The organism is Shewanella bicestrii (assembly GCF_002216875.1).
Taxonomy (GTDB): Bacteria; Pseudomonadota; Gammaproteobacteria; order Enterobacterales; family Shewanellaceae; genus Shewanella; species Shewanella seohaensis.
Genome location: NZ_CP022358.1, coordinates 4,253,863 through 4,276,006 on the forward strand (window position 1 = coordinate 4,253,863; position 22,144 = coordinate 4,276,006).

The following is a 22,144-nucleotide window of genomic DNA, read 5'->3' on the forward strand; positions in this document are numbered from 1 at the left end:
CAATGTGTTAATTATGCTCCGAAGTAAATTGGCATAATCATCTTAAAAGCGCAATCCCCTATGCGCGTTGTGCGTGCGGCACGCCAAGCGGCTCGCAATAACTGCTCAGGGGTTGCGGTCGTCCTATCGCATAACCTTGCGCGTAATTAATCCCAATCGCCTGTAATCTATCGATAATCTCTTGGTTTTCGACAAACTCGGCCACAGTCTCAATCCCCATAACTCGGCATACGTCCTGAATGGATTTGACGATAGCGTAATCCTTGGCGTTGACCGCAAGGTTCTTCACGAAGCAGCCGTCAATTTTGACATAGTCCACCGGCAGTTCACGCAGATAACCATAGGACGCAAAGCCACTACCAAAATCATCCAACGCAAAAGAAAACCCGAGTTTACGCAGCTGCCTGAGCATTTCCATGCCGCGGTGACGATTTTGAATCGCCGTGGTTTCGGTGATTTCAAAGCACACACATTGGCTTGGGATATCAAAAATCTGTTGCTGCAAAGCGATATATTCCACCATGCCTTCGGCACCTAAGCTATTGCCTGAAAGGTTGATTGAAATACAGTGATCCGGCCACAACTGTGGATTTAAGGATAGCCATAAGAAGGCCTTACGTATCACTTCTTTGTCGATTTCAGGCATGAGCTTAAAACGCTCCGCCGCTGCGATAAACTGTGCTGGCGCTAAAATACGGCCGCAGGGTTCTTGGATCCTGAGCAGGATTTCCATCCGTTGCCGTTTAGAACTCGCCCCTAAACCGCGGATCGGTTGGTAGTAGAGCAGCAGTTCATTTTCCTCAATCGCTTGCGCGATACGCACCGCCCACTTGGGCGCGTTGCGCTGGTAGGTCAACTCTTTATCTTTATCATCGTAAAAATGGATTTGGTTTGTTCCCTTGGCCTTAGCGGCAATACAGGCAATATCCGCATCCTTAAGTAGCTCCAAGGCATTGATATAGGGCGCACGGCCAAAGGCGACGCCAATACTCAAGCCGACTTTATAGCTACTGTTTTTATCGTGCAGTACCTGCAGCGAAACCTGAGCGATAATTTGTTTTAACTGCTGGGCCACGGCCAAAGCCGTACTATCGCAAATAACTAAGCCAAATTCATCGCCACCTAAGCGAGCCAATAATGCCTGCGGCCCAAGGCAAGATTGAATCGTCCGCGCCACTATAGCCAACATGCGATCACCGGCGGCATGACCACAACTGTCGTTAATCAGCTTAAACTGCTCTAAATCCAGATAACATACCGCGAGGCGCTTAGCCTGACTGGCAAACTGCGGCAACCGCTCCTCGAAGGCTTGCCGATTGAGCAAACCTGTCACGCTATCGAAGTTGGCGCGTTTTTGCAGCTGGTGCTTAAGTAGCTCTTCCTGGGTAATATCCCGCAGCACCACCACAGTGCCGGTAATTTCTTTATCATGATTCAACACGTTACTGATGCTGCGCTCAATAATCCGCGGCGTGGCGGTTAATAGCTTGATTTTGGCGACTTGCGGTGTGGTCTCCCCCAAACGCATACAATGGAATACCGCTTGATTTAACTGCTCCCCCGCTTTTAATAACGACGCTAGGCTCTGGCCAACGGCGTAACAACTGGCAACATCGAGCAAAGATTCGGCCTTGGGATTCATATAGATCACTTTGGCATCGATATCGGTCAGGATCACCGCTTCGGCAATCGACTCTAGGGTAGTCTTACCGCGTTCTTTCTGCTGATATATGCGGGCAAGTAAACTGTTAACTCGACTGGCTAACACTTCTAACTCGACGTTACCTTCACCGCTCACTGGGCGATACACGCTGGCCGCCGGGTCGACTAATGCCAGCTGCTTCATCATGCTTTTAAAGGGTTTTAACAGGCCAGCGCGCAGCCAAATGTACCCCAGCGCCACAATTAACACGCCGAGTAGAATAATCCCCACAGAAACCCAATCGAGGTCGAGCTTTACTTCTTGGAAAGGTTCAGAAGAGAACTGTACCTGCAGATACAATGGCGAGTTTTCCAGCAAACTCGGGACTGGCACAAAGCTAACGCGATCTTTCGCGGCCGCGGTGTTGCTGCGACTCATCTGCACCTGAGTGACTAATGGCGCTTGGGCATATTCTAATAAATCCTGCGTCGATAACTGGCGCACCAAGAGCACGTATTCTTCGGGGGCGACGGCTGCTGCGGTGACAACAAGCCCAACATCCCCCGCAAGATACACCCCAGCCACTTTAGGTTTACCACCAGCTAGTACCGCATCGGCAATTTGCTGTTGTGTCGCTAAGGCAATACTGGAGGTATTGGCGAGGACACTTTGCAGCTGCCCGCCCTGCAGAATAAACCAGTGTAAATTGGCGGACATGGCGCTCTCAAGCCATGATGATTCGATGGATTGCAGTAATTCGCCATCGACCCGAGACAGCGGGGAGGCATAGATATTAGTGAGAAAACTTAAACGGTCGATATCGATGAGAAATTGTTGCTGGATATTAGTCAGCTCATGCTGCACATTATCTTGGCGCAGCAATTCGACCCGATGGTCGAACCAATAGCCGAGGCAATAGGACACGAGCACAACCGCTGGTAAACAGAATCCTGCAATAAATACCAATATTTTGTTGCCAATGCGCATCTCTTACCACGGCTTTTGTCATTGAATAGATAAACGGCTTTACATAGTCCCTTATAGCGTCATGCAACATATCTCATTTGCAAATAGTATTAAATATCACTTTGCTTTATCCGTTGCTAAAGTAAGCAATAGCATGCATTTAATTGTGTTAAACGCCTTTGATTTAGCGCAGCTATTCGCTAAATAAGTTTTAAAAAGTTAGATGTTAATCAATATCCTATGTTCTAAAGCCGCTTGTAAACACCTTGTAATGCCTCGGCTTTAGGTTTGGGGAGAAAGACATAACTCGAGCCGAGTTGACATTAAGCCGGTACTGTTTAGCACAGAGTAACAGCATAAAAAAACGGACCTTAAGGTCCGTTTTTTCTTCAGTATCGCTTACTTATGATACTGCTTAGATTGAGCATGAACCGCCTTGATAAAGGCACCCGCATGCTCTGGGTCAACGTGCTGGTGAATACCATGACCTAAGTTAAACACATGGCCTGTACCTTCACCGTAGCCCGCCAGAATTTGGGCTACTTCTTCTTCGATACGTGGAATTGGCGCGTACAGCATAGAAGGATCCATGTTGCCTTGAAGCGCCACTTTGTGACCGACACGGCGACGGGCATCGGCAATATCGACAGTCCAGTCTAAACCTAAAGCATCACAGCCAGTTTCAGCCATGGCTTCTAACCATAAGCCACCGCCCTTTGTGAATAAGGTCACTGGGACTTGGCGGCCATCGGCAAAGCGAGTCAGGCCATCGACAATCTTCTGCATATAACGCAGTGAGAATTCACGATAAGCCGTGTGCGATAACGCGCCACCCCATGAGTCGAAGATCATCAGCGATTGAGCGCCGTTAGCAACCTGCGCATTCAGGTACAAAGTCACAGAATCGGCTAACTTGTCGAGTAACATATGCAGCGCCGCAGGCTCTGCGTAGGCCATCTTCTTAATTTTTTCGAAGGTTTTGCTCGAACCACCTTCAACCATGTAAGTCGCGAGTGTCCAAGGAGAGCCAGAGAAACCAATCAATGGCACTTGGCCATTCAGTTCACGGCGAATAGTGCTAACCGCTTTCATCACATAACCCAGATCATCCTCTGGATCGGGAACGGCTAATTTTTTGATGGCATCGATAGTGTCTGTTGGGCGCTCAAAACGTGGGCCTTCGCCCGCCTCAAAATACAGACCTAATCCCATCGCATCGGGAACAGTCAGAATATCGGAAAACAGAATCGCCGCATCCAGCTCGTAACGACGCAGCGGTTGTAGCGTTACTTCACAGGCCAATTCATGGTTTTTACATAAAGACATGAAGTCACCCGCTTGAGCGCGAGTCGCTTTGTATTCAGGGAGATAACGGCCAGCTTGACGCATCATCCACACTGGGGTCATATCAACAGGCTGTTTTAGTAGGGCGCGTAAATAACGATCATTCTTTAATTCTGCCATTTGGCTTGATTCCTAGACTTATTGAGATCCGCTGGGTCGGTAGTTTAGCATTTACGCGGATAATGTAACCTTTAAGTGCAAATTTATGTGAGCTATTCCCCATCATTGCTGTCCATTTAAGCACTTATCGTCAAAATGCTAGCCAGATAACATACTGTTTAGTAATCGAACCCAAAGTCACACTAAGACAGAAAAAAGTTGCGCTGGTTTCCTGCCTTTGGTATAAAAAGTTTGCGCTAGCAAGAACAATCAAGAAGCTCGTCGCATCGAGCCTGCTATATACATTACTCGCCCAACGATAGATTTCTATCGTTGGGCTTTTTATTTCCGCATTTTTTTATACAAAACAGCTGGTTTGTCCATCTGCCAATTCTCGCAAATCCCGATAAAAAGGGTTGATCCAAGAGCTATTTCTCCCCTACATTAGAGTCATGTCCTGGCACTTAAATGGAATGCATCATGCTGAGAGAACTCGAAAAAGCAGAACAAAAGTGGGGCGGTTCAAATAAGCTTATAGATCAATGGCTAGAAAATCGTCGTAAACTCTTGGTGCATTACTGCCAGATAGCAGGCCTTCCACCCTATGGGAAAGCCGAAAAATCCCTTCCCTCCTTCGATCATGTGAAATCCTTTTGTGATTTATTAGTCGATTACGTCTCCGAAGGCCATTTCGAAGTCTATGACCAAGTGGTCAATGCCTGTGAAAAGTTTGGCGCCTCGAGCAAAACCTTAGCCCAGCAAGTACTGCCAAAGATCACCCCAACGACCAACGCGGCGTTAGACTTTAATGATAAGTACGCCGAAGCGCAGGATGACCAAGTGTTATACCAGCTCGATAAGGATCTTTCCGAACTGGCCCATACCATGGAAACCCGTTTCGAGTTAGAAGATAAATTGCTCGAAGTGCTACATAACCAGTATTCAGAGCACGCCCAGCAAGCCTAATTAGCGCTAACCGTTATGCACCGTGAGTCGCATGATTGCGCGTCAATGGAGGCAAGTCGCCACCCTTGAGCAATGAGTTTGAGATTGGCAGTCACTTCTTAATCAACAGCTTATTAGCGATAGAATTTACAAACAAAAAAGCCAGCTTTCGCTGGCTTTTTCATTATCATATCAATCGATTATACAGCTGATTGAAAGATCACTTGTGATGCTTTCTGAGTGTAAGAATCGATTTGATCGAAGTTCAAGTAACGGTAAGTGTCAGCTGCAGTTGCATCTAACTCTTTCGCGTATTCTTGGTATTCTTCAACCGATGGCAGACGACCTAACAGGGCTGCTACTGCCGCTAATTCCGCAGAGGCTAAATAAACGTTAGCGCCTGTACCTAAACGGTTCGGGAAGTTACGGGTAGAAGTCGATACCACAGTAGAACCTTCAGCCACACGTGCTTGGTTACCCATACACAGTGAACAGCCTGGGATCTCGATACGTGCACCAACGCGACCGAAAATACCGTAGTAACCTTCTTCGGTCAGCTGGTCTTTGTCCATCTTAGTCGGTGGAGCAATCCACAGACGTGTTGGCAGCGTCTTAGCGAACTTGTCTAACATCTTACCGGTCGCACGGAAGTGACCAATGTTAGTCATACAAGAACCTACGAACACTTCGTCAATCTTAGTTTGTGCAACAGATGACAATAATACTGCATCGTCTGGATCGTTTGGCGCACACAGGATTGGCTCTTTGATCTCGTTCAGATCGATTTCGATCACCGCTGCATACTCAGCATCGGCGTCTGCACTCATCAGCTCAGGATTCGCTAACCACTCTTCCATGCCTTTGATACGACGCTCTATCGTGCGACGGTCACCGTAACCTTCGGCGATCATCCACTTCAGCATAGTGATGTTCGAGTTCAGGTACTCGATGATTGGCTCTTTGTCTAACTTGATAGTACAACCCGCTGCAGAGCGTTCTGCAGAAGCGTCAGACAGTTCGAATGCCTGTTCTACTTTCAGGGTTTCTAAGCCTTCAATTTCCAGTACGCGACCAGAGAAGATGTTCACTTTGCCTTTCTTCTCAACGGTCAGCAGACCCATTTCAATCGCTTTTAATGGAATCGCGTGTACTAAGTCACGTAGAGTGATGCCAGGTTGCATCTTGCCCTTGAAGCGCACTAGAACTGATTCTGGCATGTCCAGAGGCATCACACCGGTCGCGGCAGCGAATGCCACTAGACCTGAACCTGCTGGGAATGAAATACCGATTGGGAAACGCGTATGTGAGTCACCACCAGTTCCTACTGTGTCTGGTAATAACATACGGTTTAACCAAGAGTGGATAACACCGTCACCTGGACGCAGAGACACACCGCCACGGTTCATGATGAAGTCTGGCAGAGTGTGGTGAGTGTTAACGTCTACTGGTTTTGGATAAGCGGCAGTGTGGCAGAATGACTGCATAGTCAAATCGGCACTGAAACCTAAACAGGCTAAGTCTTTCAGCTCGTCACGGGTCATAGGACCGGTCGTGTCCTGAGAACCCACAGAAGTCATCTTAGGCTCACAGTATTGACCAGGACGTACGCCAGCAACACCACAGGCTTTACCGACCATCTTCTGTGCAAGCGTATAACCTTTGCCATTATCAGCGACGTCTTGAGGACGTACGAATACGTCAGAAGCGGGTAAACCTAATACCGCGCGAGCTTTGTCAGTTAAACCACGACCGATGATCAATGGAATACGACCACCAGCACGCACTTCGTCTAACAGTACGTCAGTTTTGAGGCTGAACTCAGAAATCACTTCGTCTGAGCCGTGACGCTTCACTTGGCCAGCGTATGGATAAATGTCGATCACATCGCCCATTTCCATTTTGCTGACGTCAAGTTCGATTGGCAGTGCGCCCGCATCTTCCATAGTGTTGAAGAAAATCGGCGCAATCTTGCCACCTAAGCAGAAACCACCAGCACGTTTGTTAGGTACGAATGGGATATCATCGCCCATGAACCACAGTACTGAGTTAGTCGCAGACTTACGTGATGAACCTGTACCTACAACGTCACCCACGTAAACTAATGGGAAACCTTTGGTTTTCAGCTCTTCTAATTTCTTGATTGGACCTACGCTGCCAGGTACATCTGGCTCGATACCATCACGCGCGTTTTTCAGCATAGCTAAAGCGTGCAATGGGATATCTGGACGTGACCAAGCATCAGGTGCTGGTGACAGGTCGTCGGTGTTGGTTTCACCTGAGACTTTGAATACGGTCAGGGTCACTTTGTCCGCTAATTTTGGACGGCTTAAGTACCAGTCTGCGTTTGCCCAAGCTTCAACGACTTGTTTAGCATAGGCATTACCCGCTTCCATTTTCTCAACCACATCGTGGAAAGAATCAAACATCAGCAGCGTGTGAGATAAGGCTTTAGCGGCTAAAGGCGCCAGAGCTGGGTTATCTAGCTGAGCGATCAGCGGCTCGATGTTATAGCCACCTTGCATAGTGCCTAATAACTCAGTCGCACGTTCGGCAGACAGGATAGGTGAAGTTGCAGTGCCTTTGGCAACCGCATCTAAGAAAGCGGCTTTTACGTAAGCGGCTTCGTCAACACCGGGGGGAATTCGATTTTCTAGCAGGTCAAGAATAACGGCTTCTTCACCAGCGGGGGGATTTTGAACCAATTTAACCAGTTCAGCCACTTGATGTGCATCTAATGGCTTAGGGACTACGCCCTCTGCAGCACGTTCTGCGACGTGTTTACGATATGCTTCTAGCACGGCAACATTCCTCTTTGTTTGGCGCTCTAACAACGAAACTGCACGTCTTCTCAATTGAAGCTGACAGTCCGACATGATCGACCCGTATTTCCGGCCAGCAGTATACTACAGCTTTGCAAAAGTATGAATCAGGTCACACTCGGCGAAAGACGAAATAAGGGCTAAATCCGGAGGTGCAGCTCAACTTACGGCAAGAATAAAACAAGGGAAATTAGACAATAGTTTGAAAACAGACAAAAAACCATAAGTGACAAATAGTTAACATAAGTTAATCAATTTAAAATCGAACGAATATTTTTTTGCTCACAACCTCAGGTTAAGCGTAAATATTTTTAAACTTTGTGCTTTTAGACTTTGAAGATGCCGAGCTTAACCATACACTCAAGTTCCCAGAGCATAGCGCTTAGTAATCCTTCCCATCCCTTGGAGTAGTAATGACATCCCTTAGTATTCAAGCTGTTATTTTTGATATGGATGGTGTGTTAATCGATTCAGAACCCCTTTGGCAACGGGTTGAGTATGAAGTCTTATCGGCACTTGGCGTGCCCGTCACTATCGAAACGATTCAACAAACCACAGGTTTACGTATCGACCAATGTGTCGACTATTGGTATCACAAAGCACCTTGGACCGATTACGACAATGCCAAGGTCAGCACCGCCATCGTCGATAAAGTCGCAGAGGAAATCCTGCGAACGGGCGAAGCCATGCAAGGCGTTCAACAAGCCATTGATTACTGCCAAGCTAAAGGCTTGAAGATAGGCTTAGCCACCTCTTCACCAACTGCTTTGATTAATGCAGTATTATCAAGGCTTAAGCTTGAAGGGCAATTTATGGCAGTCGAATCGGCAGAGGCTCTCACCTATGGCAAACCCCATCCCGAGGTTTACTTAAATTGCGCCGCCGCCTTAGGAGTCGACCCGCGTTATTGCCTCGCGATTGAAGACTCCTTCAATGGCCTTATCGCCGCCCGCGCTGCCAATATGCAGACCGTCGCCATTCCCGCACCGGAGCAACGTGGCGAGACCAAATGGATTATCGCCCATCACCAAGCCGACAGCCTGTTAGATTTACCGGCTATCTTGGGCTAATCACAGCAACAATTGACGCAAATAAAAAAGCCAGACATCCGTCTGGCTTTTTCGTTTTCATCCTATGGATTACCAGATTTTAACGCGCTCATCTGGTTTTAAGTACATCTTGTCGCCCTCTTTCATCTCGAAGGCTTTGTAGAAGGCTTCGATATTGCGAGGCGTACCCATAGCGCGATAGTGGCTAGGTGAATGCGGGTCAGTCAGCAGACGACGACCTAACTCTTCATCACGGTAATTGCGGCGCCATACCTGTGACCAACCGACGAAGAAACGCTGCTCGCCCGTTAAACCATCCAGCACAGGGGCAGGCTTACCATTTAAGCTCATCGCGTAGGCACGCGCCGCTACAGTTAAACCGCCTAAGTCACCGATGTTTTCGCCTAAGGTTAAATCACCGTTTACAAACTTACCTGGCAGGGCTTCATAGCCAGAATACTGCGCAGACAGTTGCTTACCACGTTTTTGGAACTCTTCACGGTCTTTATCCGACCACCAGTCACGCAGGTTGCCATCGCCATCGTACTTAGCGCCTTGGTCGTCGAAACCATGGCTGATTTCGTGGCCAATCACCGCACCGATACCACCGTAGTTCACCGCATCATCGGCATCCATATTGAAGAATGGTGGTTGCAGAATCGCGGCAGGGAACACGATTTCATTACTTACAGGGCTGTAATAGGCGTTCACTGTTTGTGGCGTCATATGCCACTCGGTACGATCGATTGGCTTACCAAGCTTGTTGATCATGTCTTGATATTCAAACTGGGCGTAACGCATATAGTTGCCCACCAGCTCATCAGGCTTGATCTCTAGCGCAGTGTAGTCTTTCCATTTGTCTGGATAGCCGATTTTATAGGTAAATTTAGACAGTTTTTCCTGTGCCGCGACCTTAGTCTCAGGCGTCATCCACTCGAGTTCATTGATGCTGACTTCAAAGCCCTTGATCAGGTTTTTGATCATGGTTTCCATACGGGCCTTCGCTTCAGGCTTGAAGTATTGCTTCACATACTCTTCACCCACTAACTCGCCAATCACTTGGTCGGCGCCATCCACAGCCTTTTTCCAGCGTGGTTGTTGCTCTTCAATACCCATCAAGGTTTTGCTCTTGAAGGCAAAGTTTAGGTCAACAAAGTTTTTGCTGAGTAGCTCAGCATAGCTATCTACTAAGTGGAACGTTAAGTAATCCTGCCAAGCAGAAACGGGGAAGGCATCAAAGTTAGCGCCTAATTTTTCGAAATAAGATGGCTGACGCACGATGATGTCAGTCACTTTATCGCCAAGGCCCGCACTGGTCGCAAAGGCATCGATATCAAACTTGCCGGTCAGCTTTTGCAGCTCAGCACGGCTCAGCTTGTTGTAAGCTTTGTTCGCATCGCGAGATTCAACACGGCTCCACTGGCTCTTAGCGATCATCATCTCGATGTCGGCCACGTTTTTCGCCGCGCGCTTGGCATTCTTGTAGCCCGCTTCGGTCAGAATATCGGTCACATATTTCGCCATTGCTTGGCGGTTAGCGACAAACTTAGCGTCATCTTTTAAGTAGTAATCACGGTCTGGCAGGGTTAAGCCAGACTGGCTTAAATACACCGCATATTGGGTAGAGTTTTTAGCGTCGTTGTTCACGTAAAAACCAAAGGGGATGCCTGAACCGTTGGTGAGTAATTTGCCCATTACTGCAGGTAATTCGCCATGGGTTTTCACCGCTGCGATATCCGCCAATAGTGGATTAAGCGGGGTCACACCTAAGGTTTCGAGCAAATCGGTGTTCATAAAGCTGGCGTTAAAGTCACCGATTTTTTGATTATTCGAGCCAGGGGCGGCATCTTTTTGCGCAGCGGCGGCATCGATGATTTTCTTCAATGCATCTTGGCTTTGATCGTACAGCACAGAGAATGCGCCATAGTTAGATTTGTCGGCTGGAATGGGCGTATTCGCTAACCATTTGCCGTTTACGCTGTAGTAGAAATCGTCTTGATGGCGAACTGAGGCATCAAAGTTTTGTAATTCAATGCCAGAAACCGCGGCGACTTCAGTTTTAGGCTCGCTGCTGCAAGCGGCTAAACCTAGGCTCAGGGCAATCCCCAGCGCCAGTGTGCTAATCTTCTTCATTGTTTTCCCCAGCTTCCGTTTAAAGTTGTTATTTTTTCCCGCAAAACCTTAGCATTTTGCCCTGTCTGGCTGTAGCAAGATTTTGTAAAAGGTTATGACACTTAGTGATATTTGCGCAAACCAGTATAAACGCGATTTTTAGATTATGCGGGAATAGTGTTCAGCAGGAAAAACGAAGGGCATAACCTTAGTTATGCCCTTCGATCGATTTAGAAGGCTTTACCGACAAATAAATACAAGGATTTATCACCCATATCTGTAATACCAAAGCCCAGTGCTGCCGGCCCCATAGAAGTATCTGTACCTATGTAAAGGCTAGAAGCATAGATAAGGTCTGAGAGGGATACCTCTGAGCGTTCATACCATACATTTCCCGCCTCTAAACTTAGCCCTAAATAGAGTGGGTAATCTCTCATACCTAATAAGGCATCTCGGCCCAGATCATACTGATAGACAAAGGCGCCAAAGAGCTTATGCGCCCCTGTGAGCGAGTCCTTGTGATAACCAGAAAGGTTTAAGAAACCGCCCAAATCGGACAAGTGTAACGTATTAAGTCCGTCATTATTATTTGTCGCAAGCGACGCTTTACCCACAAAGGCATGATTGCCAACGCTGAGCGCGCCTTTCCAATCGGCTTCAACCTGAACACTAAATTCGTTTTTATTGTTATCAACGACATCGTCAAAATCTTCATTACGCACATACACATTTAAGGTGATGCGGTTACCCGAAGTCGGGAAACTAATACTGTCTAAGCTGTCATAACCAACCCTCAAGTAAGCACCGTAGGAGTTAAAATCAAAATCCTTCAGCAACCAGGCATCATTGACGATAACGCCTTTCTCCCCCACTAAACCAAATTCAATAAACCCTTGCAAGACATAGTTATAACCAATTCCTAATTCAATAGTGTGGGTTTTCTTGTCAAAGACAAAAACACGGTTATTGTTATCGTATAAATCCCAGTTGTGGACATCGTATTGATAACGGGCACGACTATAAAAATCCTGATCCCTATCCAAGGGTTGATAAAACTCGGTCGCAAACAGTTTTTCAAAGCCTAATTTGACTTCGTTACGCCACTCGCCGCCGTTAAAGGTTAAGTCGGTCATGGTATAGGCCATATCGAAACTGATGGCCGATTCGGTGCTAAAGTCGTCTTCCCAGTTAAATCCGAGTTGGAAGTAATTCGGTCCCCAAGATTTAGCTCGGGTGGTCACCGTCAGCACTCGGCCTTCTTCAGACTCGACAAACTCGGCATCCACGCGCTCAAACTTATTCAGGGAATAGATGCGTTTTAAGGCATCGTTCAATTCATCCTTAGTCACGGCTTGGCCGGCTTTGAGATCTAAGGTTTCCTTCAATAAGTTAAGGCTCACCTTCGACTGATTATCGAACACAATTTCTTGGATTGGATGCGCCACATCCGCCATCAGCTGCTTACCTTTGGCCTTCTTGGCCTCAACATAGGCCGCATATTCCTCGGCGCTGACGCTCATGCCTTGTAATTTATCCAGCTGACCATTGGCGGCTTCTTTGCCCAAGGTCAACGCCAGAGGCATGATGGTAAAGTCCGTGGTGCTTAAGGCGTCGATGGCAGGACGGATCAATACGTCTTTCTCGCTAAGCAGCTGTTTTTGTTTTTCGGTACTGGCATTGGTCAAGAAGTTAGATAACTGATCGAGCACCGCAATCGTGCTGTCGAGCTTGTCTTTGGTCACCAGTGGCGAACCGATATCCACGGCAATCACTATATCGGCGCCCATAGCCTTAACTACGTCCACGGGCATATTGTTGGCAATCCCGCCGTCGACTAACAACTTGCCATCAATCTGTGTCGGCTGCAGCGCCCCAGGTACAGTTGCAGATGCCTGCATGGCTTTGACTAAGCTGCCGTGGTCGATGACGACGGGTAAACTGGTTTCTAAATCCGTTGCCACCGCTCGATAGGGAATGGCCAACGCATCAAAATCACCAAATTGCTGCACCAGATCCGTGGACTGGCGTAATAGCTGCGACATGGTTTGCCCGCGCAGCAAGCCACTCGGCGCCCGGACTTCGCCCTCGGTATAACCGATATTAAGCGGAATATTGTAACGATCGCGTAACTGTTTATCGCGGTAACTCAAGACGTTACGCGGAATGGTATCCGAATAACCACTATCCCAGTCGACACCCATCATAATGGCTTCGACTTCACTGGCGCTGTAACCCAAAGAATACATGCCGGCGACATAGGCCCCGATACTGGTGCCGGCGATATAGTCCACGGGGATATGATGTTCTTCTAGGATTTTAAGCACGCCAACATGGGCAGCACCTTTAGCGCCACCACCACTGAGCACCAGTCCGACCTTAGGCCGTTCTGCCGCATACAAGGGCGTTAACAGTAAACATAAAAAGACAGAGGCGAATATTCGACGCATCATAGTGGGCTACTTTTTATTGGATAAAAAATTCAACTTATCTTAACAAATTTATTGATTTAACCGTCAGCGATATTTTATCTGAACCGATGAGTGATTAAGGGATACAAAATAAACCGCATCATCTAATCCTTGAGTGAAACCACAGGCTAAATACGGCAAACGCAGCTCAAAATAACAACAAAGGGCCCGCAAGTAAAAATACCCACGGGCCCGATGAAATACACAATCTCTTAAGAGCCAAGCACACTCTTTTTCAGTAAATAGCGCTCGAACTCGACCACAGACATAGGTTTGGCAAAGTAATAGCCCTGCACAATGTAACAACCGCGGCTAAAGACCTGCTCCAATTGCTCAACGGTTTCGACCCCTTCGGCCACCACGGTTAATTTCAAGTTGCGGGCCAACTCAATAATACTGCTGACAATGGCCTGATCCGCTGAGTTGGTGGCGATATCAATTAAGAAAGAGCGATCAATCTTCAAGGTATTCACATCAAAATGACGTAAGTAAGCCAACGAAGAATACCCAGTACCGAAGTCATCGATGGCCACTTCAATTCCCAACTCTTTAAGCTGAGTCAGATGGGTTTTCGCCGCTTGCACTTCCTTCATCAACACTCCTTCAGTGATTTCTAACCCGAGGGATGAGGTCGGCATTTGTGTATCGGCCAAAATTTTCTTTAACCCATCAATAAAGTCGGGTTGACGGAAATGCACCGCCGAAATATTCACCGACAATTTGAACGGAGTGTTGCAATGTTTCACCCATTTAGCACCATCCGAACAGGCTCGGCGGAATACCCAGCGGTCGATTTCAACCACTAAACCACAGGCTTCGGCTACCTTAATAAAAATATCGGGACGGATATAACCTTCCTTCGGATGACGCCAACGAATTAAGGCTTCCATCCCAATAAATTTATCGCCCCGCAAAATATCAATCTGCGGCTGATAATAGAGTTCAAACTCTTCCCGCTCGATGGCCTTACGTAAATCTGCTTCCAAGCGTAAATGGTATAAGGCTTGGGCATTACGCTCCGATGAATAATATTTAAAGTTGCCACGCCCCTCTTCCTTGGCGTGGTACATGGCAAGGTCAGCATTTTTAATAAAGGCTTCGGGCTGCACCGCATCATCGGGCCAAATACTGATACCGATACTGGTGGAGATATAAAACTCGCGACCAAACAATTTAAATGGCGCCACAATTTGCGCGAGTAACCGCTCGGCAATGTGGTTTATCTCGTTTAAGTTATTGGCATTTCTCAGCAGGATCACAAACTCATCGCCGCCAAAACGACACAGCAAATGCTCACTGCCGATGCAAGACTGCAAGCGGTTGGAGGCTTCGACTAGCAAGGCATCGCCCATGCTATGGCCGTAGGAGTCGTTTACATGTTTAAAGCGATCGAGATCGAGGAATAAAAGCGCCAGCTTTTCACCAGTCTGCTGCGCGGTCTGAATCGATTGCAATAACCTGCTCGAAAACAGTGAGCGGTTTGGCAGCCCAGTTAACACATCATAATTCGCCAATCGCCTCAGATCAGCCTCGGTACGTTTTCGTTCGGTAATATCTGAAAAGACAATCACATAGTGTACTGAGCTATCACTCGTCGACTGCATCACCGAGACGTTAAGCCATACGGGGCAAATCAGCCCATTCTGCCCCACTAACTCACGCTCACCCGTCCACGAACTGTCTTGGCCGAGTAACTGATGCACTTCGGTCGAGAGACCATCCTTCATTTGCACGAATTGAGAAAAAGATTGTCCAACGAGATCATGCTGCTCAGAACCAATGATTTGTTGCGCCGCATGGTTTGCCACTCGAATATTTTCATCCACGTCTAAGATCAACACCCCTTCTGAAGTGTTTTCAAAGGCTTGGGCGAGGAGATTGATTTCATCCTCTAGCTGACGCTGCAGGGTAATGTCGCTATAAATCCCCGCTACCCGTTCAATCTCATGGGTCGTGCGATTGCGCGACACAGGGCGGCCCCTCACTCTTAACCAGCCCCAATTACCACTGCGGCGTTGATAACGATATTCCGCCTCAAAGCGGTCAACTTCACCCGCTAACATACTGTTCCATTGACCTAAGGCTTTATCCCTATCCTCTGGGTGGACGGGGAGAGTCTCGAGGGTAACCACAATCTCATTGGCATGGTTACCTAGCACGGCGCCACGGTTATCGAGGTAAAAGCTCTGGGTATCTCTATGCCATTCCCAGAGATCGGAATCGCTCCCGCGCAGGGACTGACGCAAACGGTCGTCACTCTCGGTCAACGCTTGGTTCATCGTCATAAAGGTCCGAACTTGGCGCTGACGATACCAGGCTAAACTCAATGCGATGATCGAAAAGATCAGTAGCAAGATGCCCTTAAAGCCTTGAGTCAACCACCAATGCTGCTCAACATAGAAGGGATAAGCGAAGGGTTTATCCGACCAGATCCCATTCACCTGACTTAAAATCTCCAGCCCATACTCACCCGCCGCCAGTCCAGCGAGGTTTATCTGCGACTCGCCTTGCAGCAGTACATAGTTATCTTCTTCCCCTTGGTAGCGCAGTCGATATTTAAATTGAATTGGCGAATCATCGAGATAATCGAGGTTAGTGATCTGTAAACTCACCATGTTGGCATCGGGTTTAATTACCATCATGGGCTGGGGTAATAGGGAAACTTCGGTGCTGTTATCGTAATAGACAGACACAGACTCGAGCATCACATGGTCATCGGTGATCCGGTTGACCAGCTTATCTACATCCAAGTGCATAACCCCTTCCGGGGTGCCAAGATATAGACCAAACTCGGGCGAATAGAAGTAAGCTCCTTCATTCATTTCATCGGAAATCAGCCCATCGAGTTGGTTAAACATGGCGATATGGCCGGTTGCTACATCTTGGCGGATCAGTGAATCAGCGCAGGCCACCAGATTAGCTTTAGGCGTCTTTTGGATAAAAAACACTGAGCTGCAGTTCACTTGCCACAGCGCAGTCAGCGAAACCAGTTCACTGCTGTTGAGGTGATACTCGAATAAGCCCTTTTCGTAGGAACCAAACCACATCACCCCAGGTGACATTTCCTCGATATGACTAACGGTGGGCATGGCGCTCAAGCCATTGAATAGGCTTCGCTGATCGTGGAACTCATTCGCCTCATCCAAATAGCCAAAAACTCGCTTACCGCCGATCCACAGCTTTCCGTCGGAGGCGCGATACAAGGTTCTAATCGCCGGACGCTTGGGTTCCACCGCATCTTTAGCAGGCTTGTCGATATTGAAGGCCTGCGGAGCTTTTAAATCGGCCTCCCAAAAATACAGGCCGGTGGAACTGGCGATCCACACCCGCCCTTTTAGCTGCGGGTCGACATAAGTGCGATAAACCAGCTTGTTTTTAAATTCATCTTGCCCATTGATCCACTTTGCAAAGCTCTCGCCCTTAAAGCTTGTTCTATCAACCACAAACAGGCCACCCGTGCTTGAGACCAACAAGTAATGCTCGGCAAATGCCCTGATATCGTAAATGCTCTCGTGGGGCAGTAAACCTTCAATCGGGATATCTATGGTTTGCTGTGTATCCTTGGCAATAAACATCACATTAGATGAGCCAAGCCAGAGCCCTTCAGGTGCCGCAAACACCGACCAAATCATGGCATCGCCCAGTGCGTAGGGTTTATCGGCGGTATAGGTCTCTAAGATAAAATCGGGCCGCGATGCCAGCAGCGCCAAGCCATCGCCAGAACCACCCACCCACATCAAACCCGAATCATCGAACAGCATGGCCTTGAGGATTTCCATATTGGCCTGCTTTTTCAGCTCCTCCTGATAATTCTCAATCTGGTGAGTCTCTGGCGACCATTTCAATAGGCCAAAACGACTGGTAAACCATAGCGAGCCTTTAGGGTCTTCAACAATCACAGTGCTCCAATCGGGTAATTCAGGCACGGGCTCAAGTTGTTGTGTGCTTGGCTCGAAACGATACACGCCACGGCTCGTCGCCAACCATACGCGGTGTTTCGTATCCTCAAGCATATCGAGAATGCTTCCCATAGACTCAGTCCATGGGTATTTGCTGAGGGTTTTACCTGACTTATCCAGCAGCAATAAATCAAATTGCCCAGCCAGCAGGATTTGCTCATTGGGGAGCACCAATAACTTGCGCCAAGGCAGATCGCGATTAACCGCCAGTTGAGTCACCAGAGTGAGTTCAGAAGTCGCAGGGGAATATTGATAAATCTGACCATTATCAATCAGCAATAGCCAACGCTGGGCATCCATCCGCGCCGCTGACAGCATGGCGCCACCGGGAAAGTGCGGGAACAAATCGGGTGAGCCAAACAGCGTAAATTGATTGCCACGGATATCGTAGAGATACAGCGCTGCGTTGGTGCTGACCAGCAGCTTGTCTTGCCCGACGTTAACCACTGAGTTGAGGAAATCATCCGCAAGGCGGGACTCGCTGCCCGTTTTGTCTATGCGTCTGACCTTAGAATTACTAACGCGATATAAGCCTTGCTCGGTCGCCGCCCAGACAAAACCATGGTCATCTAAGGTCAAGCCACGGATACTGGTGGCGGCTAATCCATCTCGGTCGGTGAAAATACGTTGCACAAATCCACCAGCCCAAACCATGTTCAGACCAGAGACAAAAAGGATGAAACATGCCAGAAGTGTTTTAGTTATTCTTGTTTGCATTTGATGGCTTACTTCATACATATACCCAAACCACCTCAAAATGCAGAATTCAGCGGGAATTTAACGCACTTTAAGCAAGGCGGCTATTTGTAGGCCTAGTGGGCTAAGTCAAAAATAGCCAACACGGCATAAAGTGCGTTAAACCCCGCCGGGACGGAGCGCCTAGGGCACTCCACTTCCGTGTTGCATCAATTCAAAAGGTGGCCGACATTTTTTCCTTGATGCGCCTTGAATCGAAGCCCCCTAGGCGCTCTGAAACTCGTATTTTGAGGTCGCTTGGGTATAAATGTACTGTAGCAGTTCAAAAGCCTCAATTCACCCGCTTATTCACATTAGCGTTACAATTTTCGCAAGACAATAAAAAAGCGCCCTTAAGGCGCTTTTTGTAGCTAGGCTAAATTACTTTTTCTTTGCCTTTGGATTTGGCAAGTCAGTAATAGAACCTTCGTAGATTTCAGCCGCTAGACCCACTGACTCGTGCAGCGTTGGGTGAGCGTGGATGGTTAATGCTAAATCTTCAGCATCACAACCCATTTCGATTGCCAGACCGATTTCACCTAACAGTTCGCCACCGTTCACACCCACGATAGCACCACCGATAACGCGGTGAGTGTCTTTATCGAAAATCAGCTTAGTCATACCTTCGCTGCAATCTGAAGCGATTGCACGGCCAGAGGCTGCCCATGGGAAAGTCGCTGTTTCGTAAGCAATACCTTGCTCTTTAGCTTCTTTCTCAGTCAGACCAACCCAGGCCACTTCAGGGTCTGTGTAAGCGATTGATGGGATGACTTTTGGATCGAAGTAGTGCTTCATACCCGCGATCACTTCAGCCGCTACGTGGCCTTCGTGCACGCCTTTGTGGGCCAACATTGGTTGACCAACGATGTCACCGATTGCGTAGATGTGCGGTACGTTTGTACGTAATTGCTTGTCTACGTTGATGAAACCACGCTCATCAATCTTAACGCCCGCTTTTTCAGCGTCGATCAACTTGCCATTTGGCGTACGACCGATAGCAACTAACACTGCATCGTAACGTACTGGCTCAGTTGGCGCGCTCTTACCTTCCATCGAAACATAGATACCGTCTTCACGGGCTTCAACTGCAGTCACTTTAGTTTCGAGGATCAGGTTGAATTTCTTCTTGATTTGCTTAGTGAATACGCGAACGACGTCTTTGTCAGCCGCAGGGATCACTTGGTCGAACATTTCAACCACATCGATTTCACTGCCCAGAGAAGAGTAAACAGTACCCATTTCTAAACCAATGATACCGCCGCCCATTACCAGCAGTTTGCCAGGCACTTCTTTCAGTTCTAATGCGTCGGTCGAATCCCAAATACGTGGGTCTTCATGGGGAATGAATGGCAGTTTGATTGGGCGAGAACCCGCAGCGATGATCGCTTGGTCAAACTTAACGACAGTCACAGTACCGTCCTGCGCGGTCACTTCTAAGCTGTTAGGGCCAGTAAATTTACCGAAGCCATTAACAACGTTTACTTTACGCATTTTAGACATGCCGCCTAAGCCACCAGTCAACTGGCTGATCACTTTTTGCTTGAAGCTGCGTAACTTGTCTAAGTCGATTGTTGGCTCGCCGAACACAACACCGTGTGCAGCAACGGCTTTGGCTTCTTCGATAACTTTAGCAACGTGTAACAGGGCTTTAGATGGGATACAACCCACGTTCAGACACACGCCACCTAAAGTGCTAAAACGTTCAACGATAACGGTTTCCAGACCTAAGTCAGCCGCACGGAAGGCAGCAGAATATCCCGCAGGACCTGCACCTAATACCACTACCTGAGTTTTGATTTCGTTACTCATGTTTTCCTCTAATTCTCATTCAATCCGTTGGAGGAGAGTAATCCTGCCAACCGAAAATGCGCCAGCGCGTAAGGTGGGCGCATTTTAACCTGTGTTTGATACTGATCACAATAAACAAAAGGCCACTCAAGATGAGCAGCCTTATTTGTTTACAGAATCAAAGTACGAATATCGGACAGAATTCCTGACAGGGTCACGCTAAAGCGTGCAGCCATAGCACCATCGATCACACGGTGATCGTATGATAGCGACAGTGGCAACATCAATTTAGGCTCGAACTCTTTACCATTCCACTTAGGCTTAATTTCAGATTTAGACACACCTAAAATCGCCACGTCTGGGTAGTTAACGATTGGGGTAAACGCAGTACCACCAATGCCACCTAGGCTTGAAATAGTGAAGCAGCTGCCCTGCATATCGGCAGATTTGAGCTTACCGTCACGGGCACGGACAGAAATATCGGCCAGCTCACGAGATAACTCGATGATGCCTTTCTTATCCACGTCACGTACCACAGGTACCACTAGACCGTTTGGCGTATCAACCGCCACACCGATGTGGTAGTACTTCTTCTGGATCAGTGATTCACCGTCGCTGCTTAAGCTTGAGTTGAACACTGGGAACTGTTGCAGCGTTTTCGCCACGGCTTTCATCATAAAGACCAGCGGAGTGATCTTATAATCGGCTTTTTTCTTCGCCGCCGCGTCGTTCTGCTGCTTACGGAACTCTTCCATTTCGGTGATATCAGCTTCATCGAACTGAGTCACGTGAGGAATGGTTACCCAGTTGCGGTGCAGGTTTGGACCAGAGATCTTCTGGATACGGCTTAATGGAATCTCTTCCACTTCACCAAACTTGCTGAAATCCACTTTCGGTGCAGCAATCACTTGCAGACCACCACCGTTACCCGCTGCAACTGAAGTTGCTGCTGTCGCCTTAGGACGAGACAGTTCGTACTTCACATACGCCTGTACGTCTTCCTTCATGATGCGACCTTTACGGCCAGAACCCGTCACTTGAGTGAGGTCCACACCGAATTCTCGGGCCAAACGACGAACCGCTGGAGACGCATGAACCACACCGGTTGCCACTGGCGCACCCGCACTTGGGTGATGTGGAACTGGTGGACGGCTAGGAGCGGCTGCAACAGGCGCCGGTGCAGCTTCTTGGGCAACTGGTGCAGGTGCTGCGGCTTGAGCTACTGGCGCTGGCGCACTGCCTGCACTTGCTGTTGCAACAGAAGTAGTTTCAATCGTCGCAATCACGCTACCTTGAGAAACCTTGTCACCCACTTTAACGGTTAACGACAACAGCTTACCGGCGAATGGCGCAGGAACTTCCATGGTCGCTTTGTCGGTTTCAAGGGTAATTAAACCTTGGTCAACTGTGATGTCATCGCCAACAGACACGAGCACTTCGATCACATCGACATTGCTTGCATCGCCAATATCAGGCACTTGGATTTCTTTAACCGCAACCACTGGTGCTGCAGCGGCTACTGGAGCAACAGGCGCAGCAGGAGCCGCTTGAGCGACAGGTGCAGAGGCTGCTGGCGCGCTCGCTTGTGGCGCTGCAGCAGGTGCCGCGCCGCCCACTTCGAGCATGATCACTAATGAGCCTTGAGAAACCTTGTCACCCACTGCCACTTTCACTTCTTTTACCACACCCGCGAATGGCGATGGTACGTCCATGGTCGCTTTGTCGGTTTCAAGCGTGATAAGGCCAGCGTCAACCTCAATCTTATCGCCAGCGGCAACTAAGACTTCGATAACTGACACATCGGTGTCACCACCAATATCCGGCACAGTGACTTCAACCACTTGGGTTGCGCCCGTCGCTGGCGCGGCAGCCACAGGGGCTGGAGCCGCTTGTACTGGAGCAGGTGCTGCTGGGGCTGGCGCAGGAGCGGCAGCTTGAGCAACAGGCGCAGCTTGAACATTAGCCGTGCCCGCTGCTTGCATCATCGCAATTAAGGTACCTTCGCTGACTTTGTCACCGACGGCCACTTTCAATTCGGCTAACACACCCGCGAAAGGCGCAGGAATGTCCATGGTCGCCTTGTCGCTTTCAACGGTCAGAATCGACTCTTCCGCTGCTAAGGTATCGCCCACAGAAGCACAGATTTCGATAACCTGTACTTCATCGCCGCCGATATCAGGAACAAAAACTTCTTTTAATTCAGCCATTTTTATTGCCT

The 22,144-nt window shown here is 48.4% G+C and carries 10 protein-coding genes; 2 read left to right on the forward strand and 8 right to left on the reverse strand.

The annotated features are described in order from the left end of the window. Positions 1-58: 58 nt before the first annotated feature. Positions 59-2,629, reverse strand: coding sequence for a putative bifunctional diguanylate cyclase/phosphodiesterase (locus CF168_RS18635; RefSeq protein ID WP_089068616.1), 2,571 nt, complete (start codon positions 2,627-2,629; stop codon positions 59-61). 378 nt (positions 2,630-3,007) lie between these two features. Further along, complete coding sequence (gene hemE, locus CF168_RS18640; RefSeq protein WP_011621241.1) at positions 3,008-4,072, reverse strand: uroporphyrinogen decarboxylase; 1,065 nt, start codon at positions 4,070-4,072, stop codon at positions 3,008-3,010. 459 nt (positions 4,073-4,531) lie between these two features. Between hemE and rsd the strand changes: the two genes are divergently transcribed. After that, positions 4,532-5,017 carry a sigma D regulator gene (gene rsd / locus CF168_RS18650; RefSeq protein WP_086017236.1) on the forward strand — a complete coding sequence of 162 codons (486 nt, stop codon included), beginning with the start codon at positions 4,532-4,534 and terminating at the stop codon, positions 5,015-5,017. Positions 5,018-5,196: 179 nt separating this feature from the next. Here the strand turns inward: rsd and acnB are convergent, their stop codons facing one another. Then, entirely contained in the window at positions 5,197-7,794 is a 2,598-nt protein-coding gene (gene acnB / locus CF168_RS18655; RefSeq protein ID WP_089068617.1) for a bifunctional aconitate hydratase 2/2-methylisocitrate dehydratase, read from the reverse strand. Positions 7,795-8,228: 434 nt separating this feature from the next. On the opposite strand from acnB, the gene hxpB reads away from it, so the two are divergent. Beyond that, positions 8,229-8,885: a hexitol phosphatase HxpB gene (hxpB, locus tag CF168_RS18660; RefSeq protein WP_089068618.1), complete on the forward strand. Its 657-nt coding sequence runs from the start codon at positions 8,229-8,231 to the stop codon at positions 8,883-8,885. A gap of 69 nt (positions 8,886-8,954) precedes the next feature. On the opposite strand, the gene CF168_RS18665 is transcribed toward hxpB, so the two are convergent. The 5 genes from CF168_RS18665 to aceF all read right to left on the reverse strand — a co-directional run bounded on the left by CF168_RS18665 (position 8,955) and on the right by aceF (position 22,133). After that, positions 8,955-10,997, reverse strand: coding sequence for a M13 family metallopeptidase (locus tag CF168_RS18665; protein WP_089068619.1), 2,043 nt, complete (start codon positions 10,995-10,997; stop codon positions 8,955-8,957). Positions 10,998-11,206: 209 nt separating this feature from the next. Further along, complete coding sequence (locus CF168_RS18670) at positions 11,207-13,426, reverse strand: patatin-like phospholipase family protein (protein WP_167373669.1); 2,220 nt, start codon at positions 13,424-13,426, stop codon at positions 11,207-11,209. A 230-nt stretch (positions 13,427-13,656) separates the two neighbouring features. Beyond that, complete coding sequence (locus tag CF168_RS18675; RefSeq protein WP_167373670.1) at positions 13,657-18,141, reverse strand: EAL domain-containing protein; 4,485 nt, start codon at positions 18,139-18,141, stop codon at positions 13,657-13,659. A gap of 378 nt (positions 18,142-18,519) precedes the next feature. After that, positions 18,520-19,947, reverse strand: a complete 1,428-nt coding sequence (gene lpdA / locus CF168_RS18680) for a dihydrolipoyl dehydrogenase (RefSeq protein WP_089068620.1) — start codon at positions 19,945-19,947, stop codon at positions 18,520-18,522. Between the two features lie 149 nt (positions 19,948-20,096). Continuing rightward, positions 20,097-22,133, reverse strand: a complete 2,037-nt coding sequence (aceF, locus tag CF168_RS18685) for a pyruvate dehydrogenase complex dihydrolipoyllysine-residue acetyltransferase (RefSeq protein ID WP_089068621.1) — start codon at positions 22,131-22,133, stop codon at positions 20,097-20,099. Between the last annotated feature and the right edge of the window lie 11 nt (positions 22,134-22,144).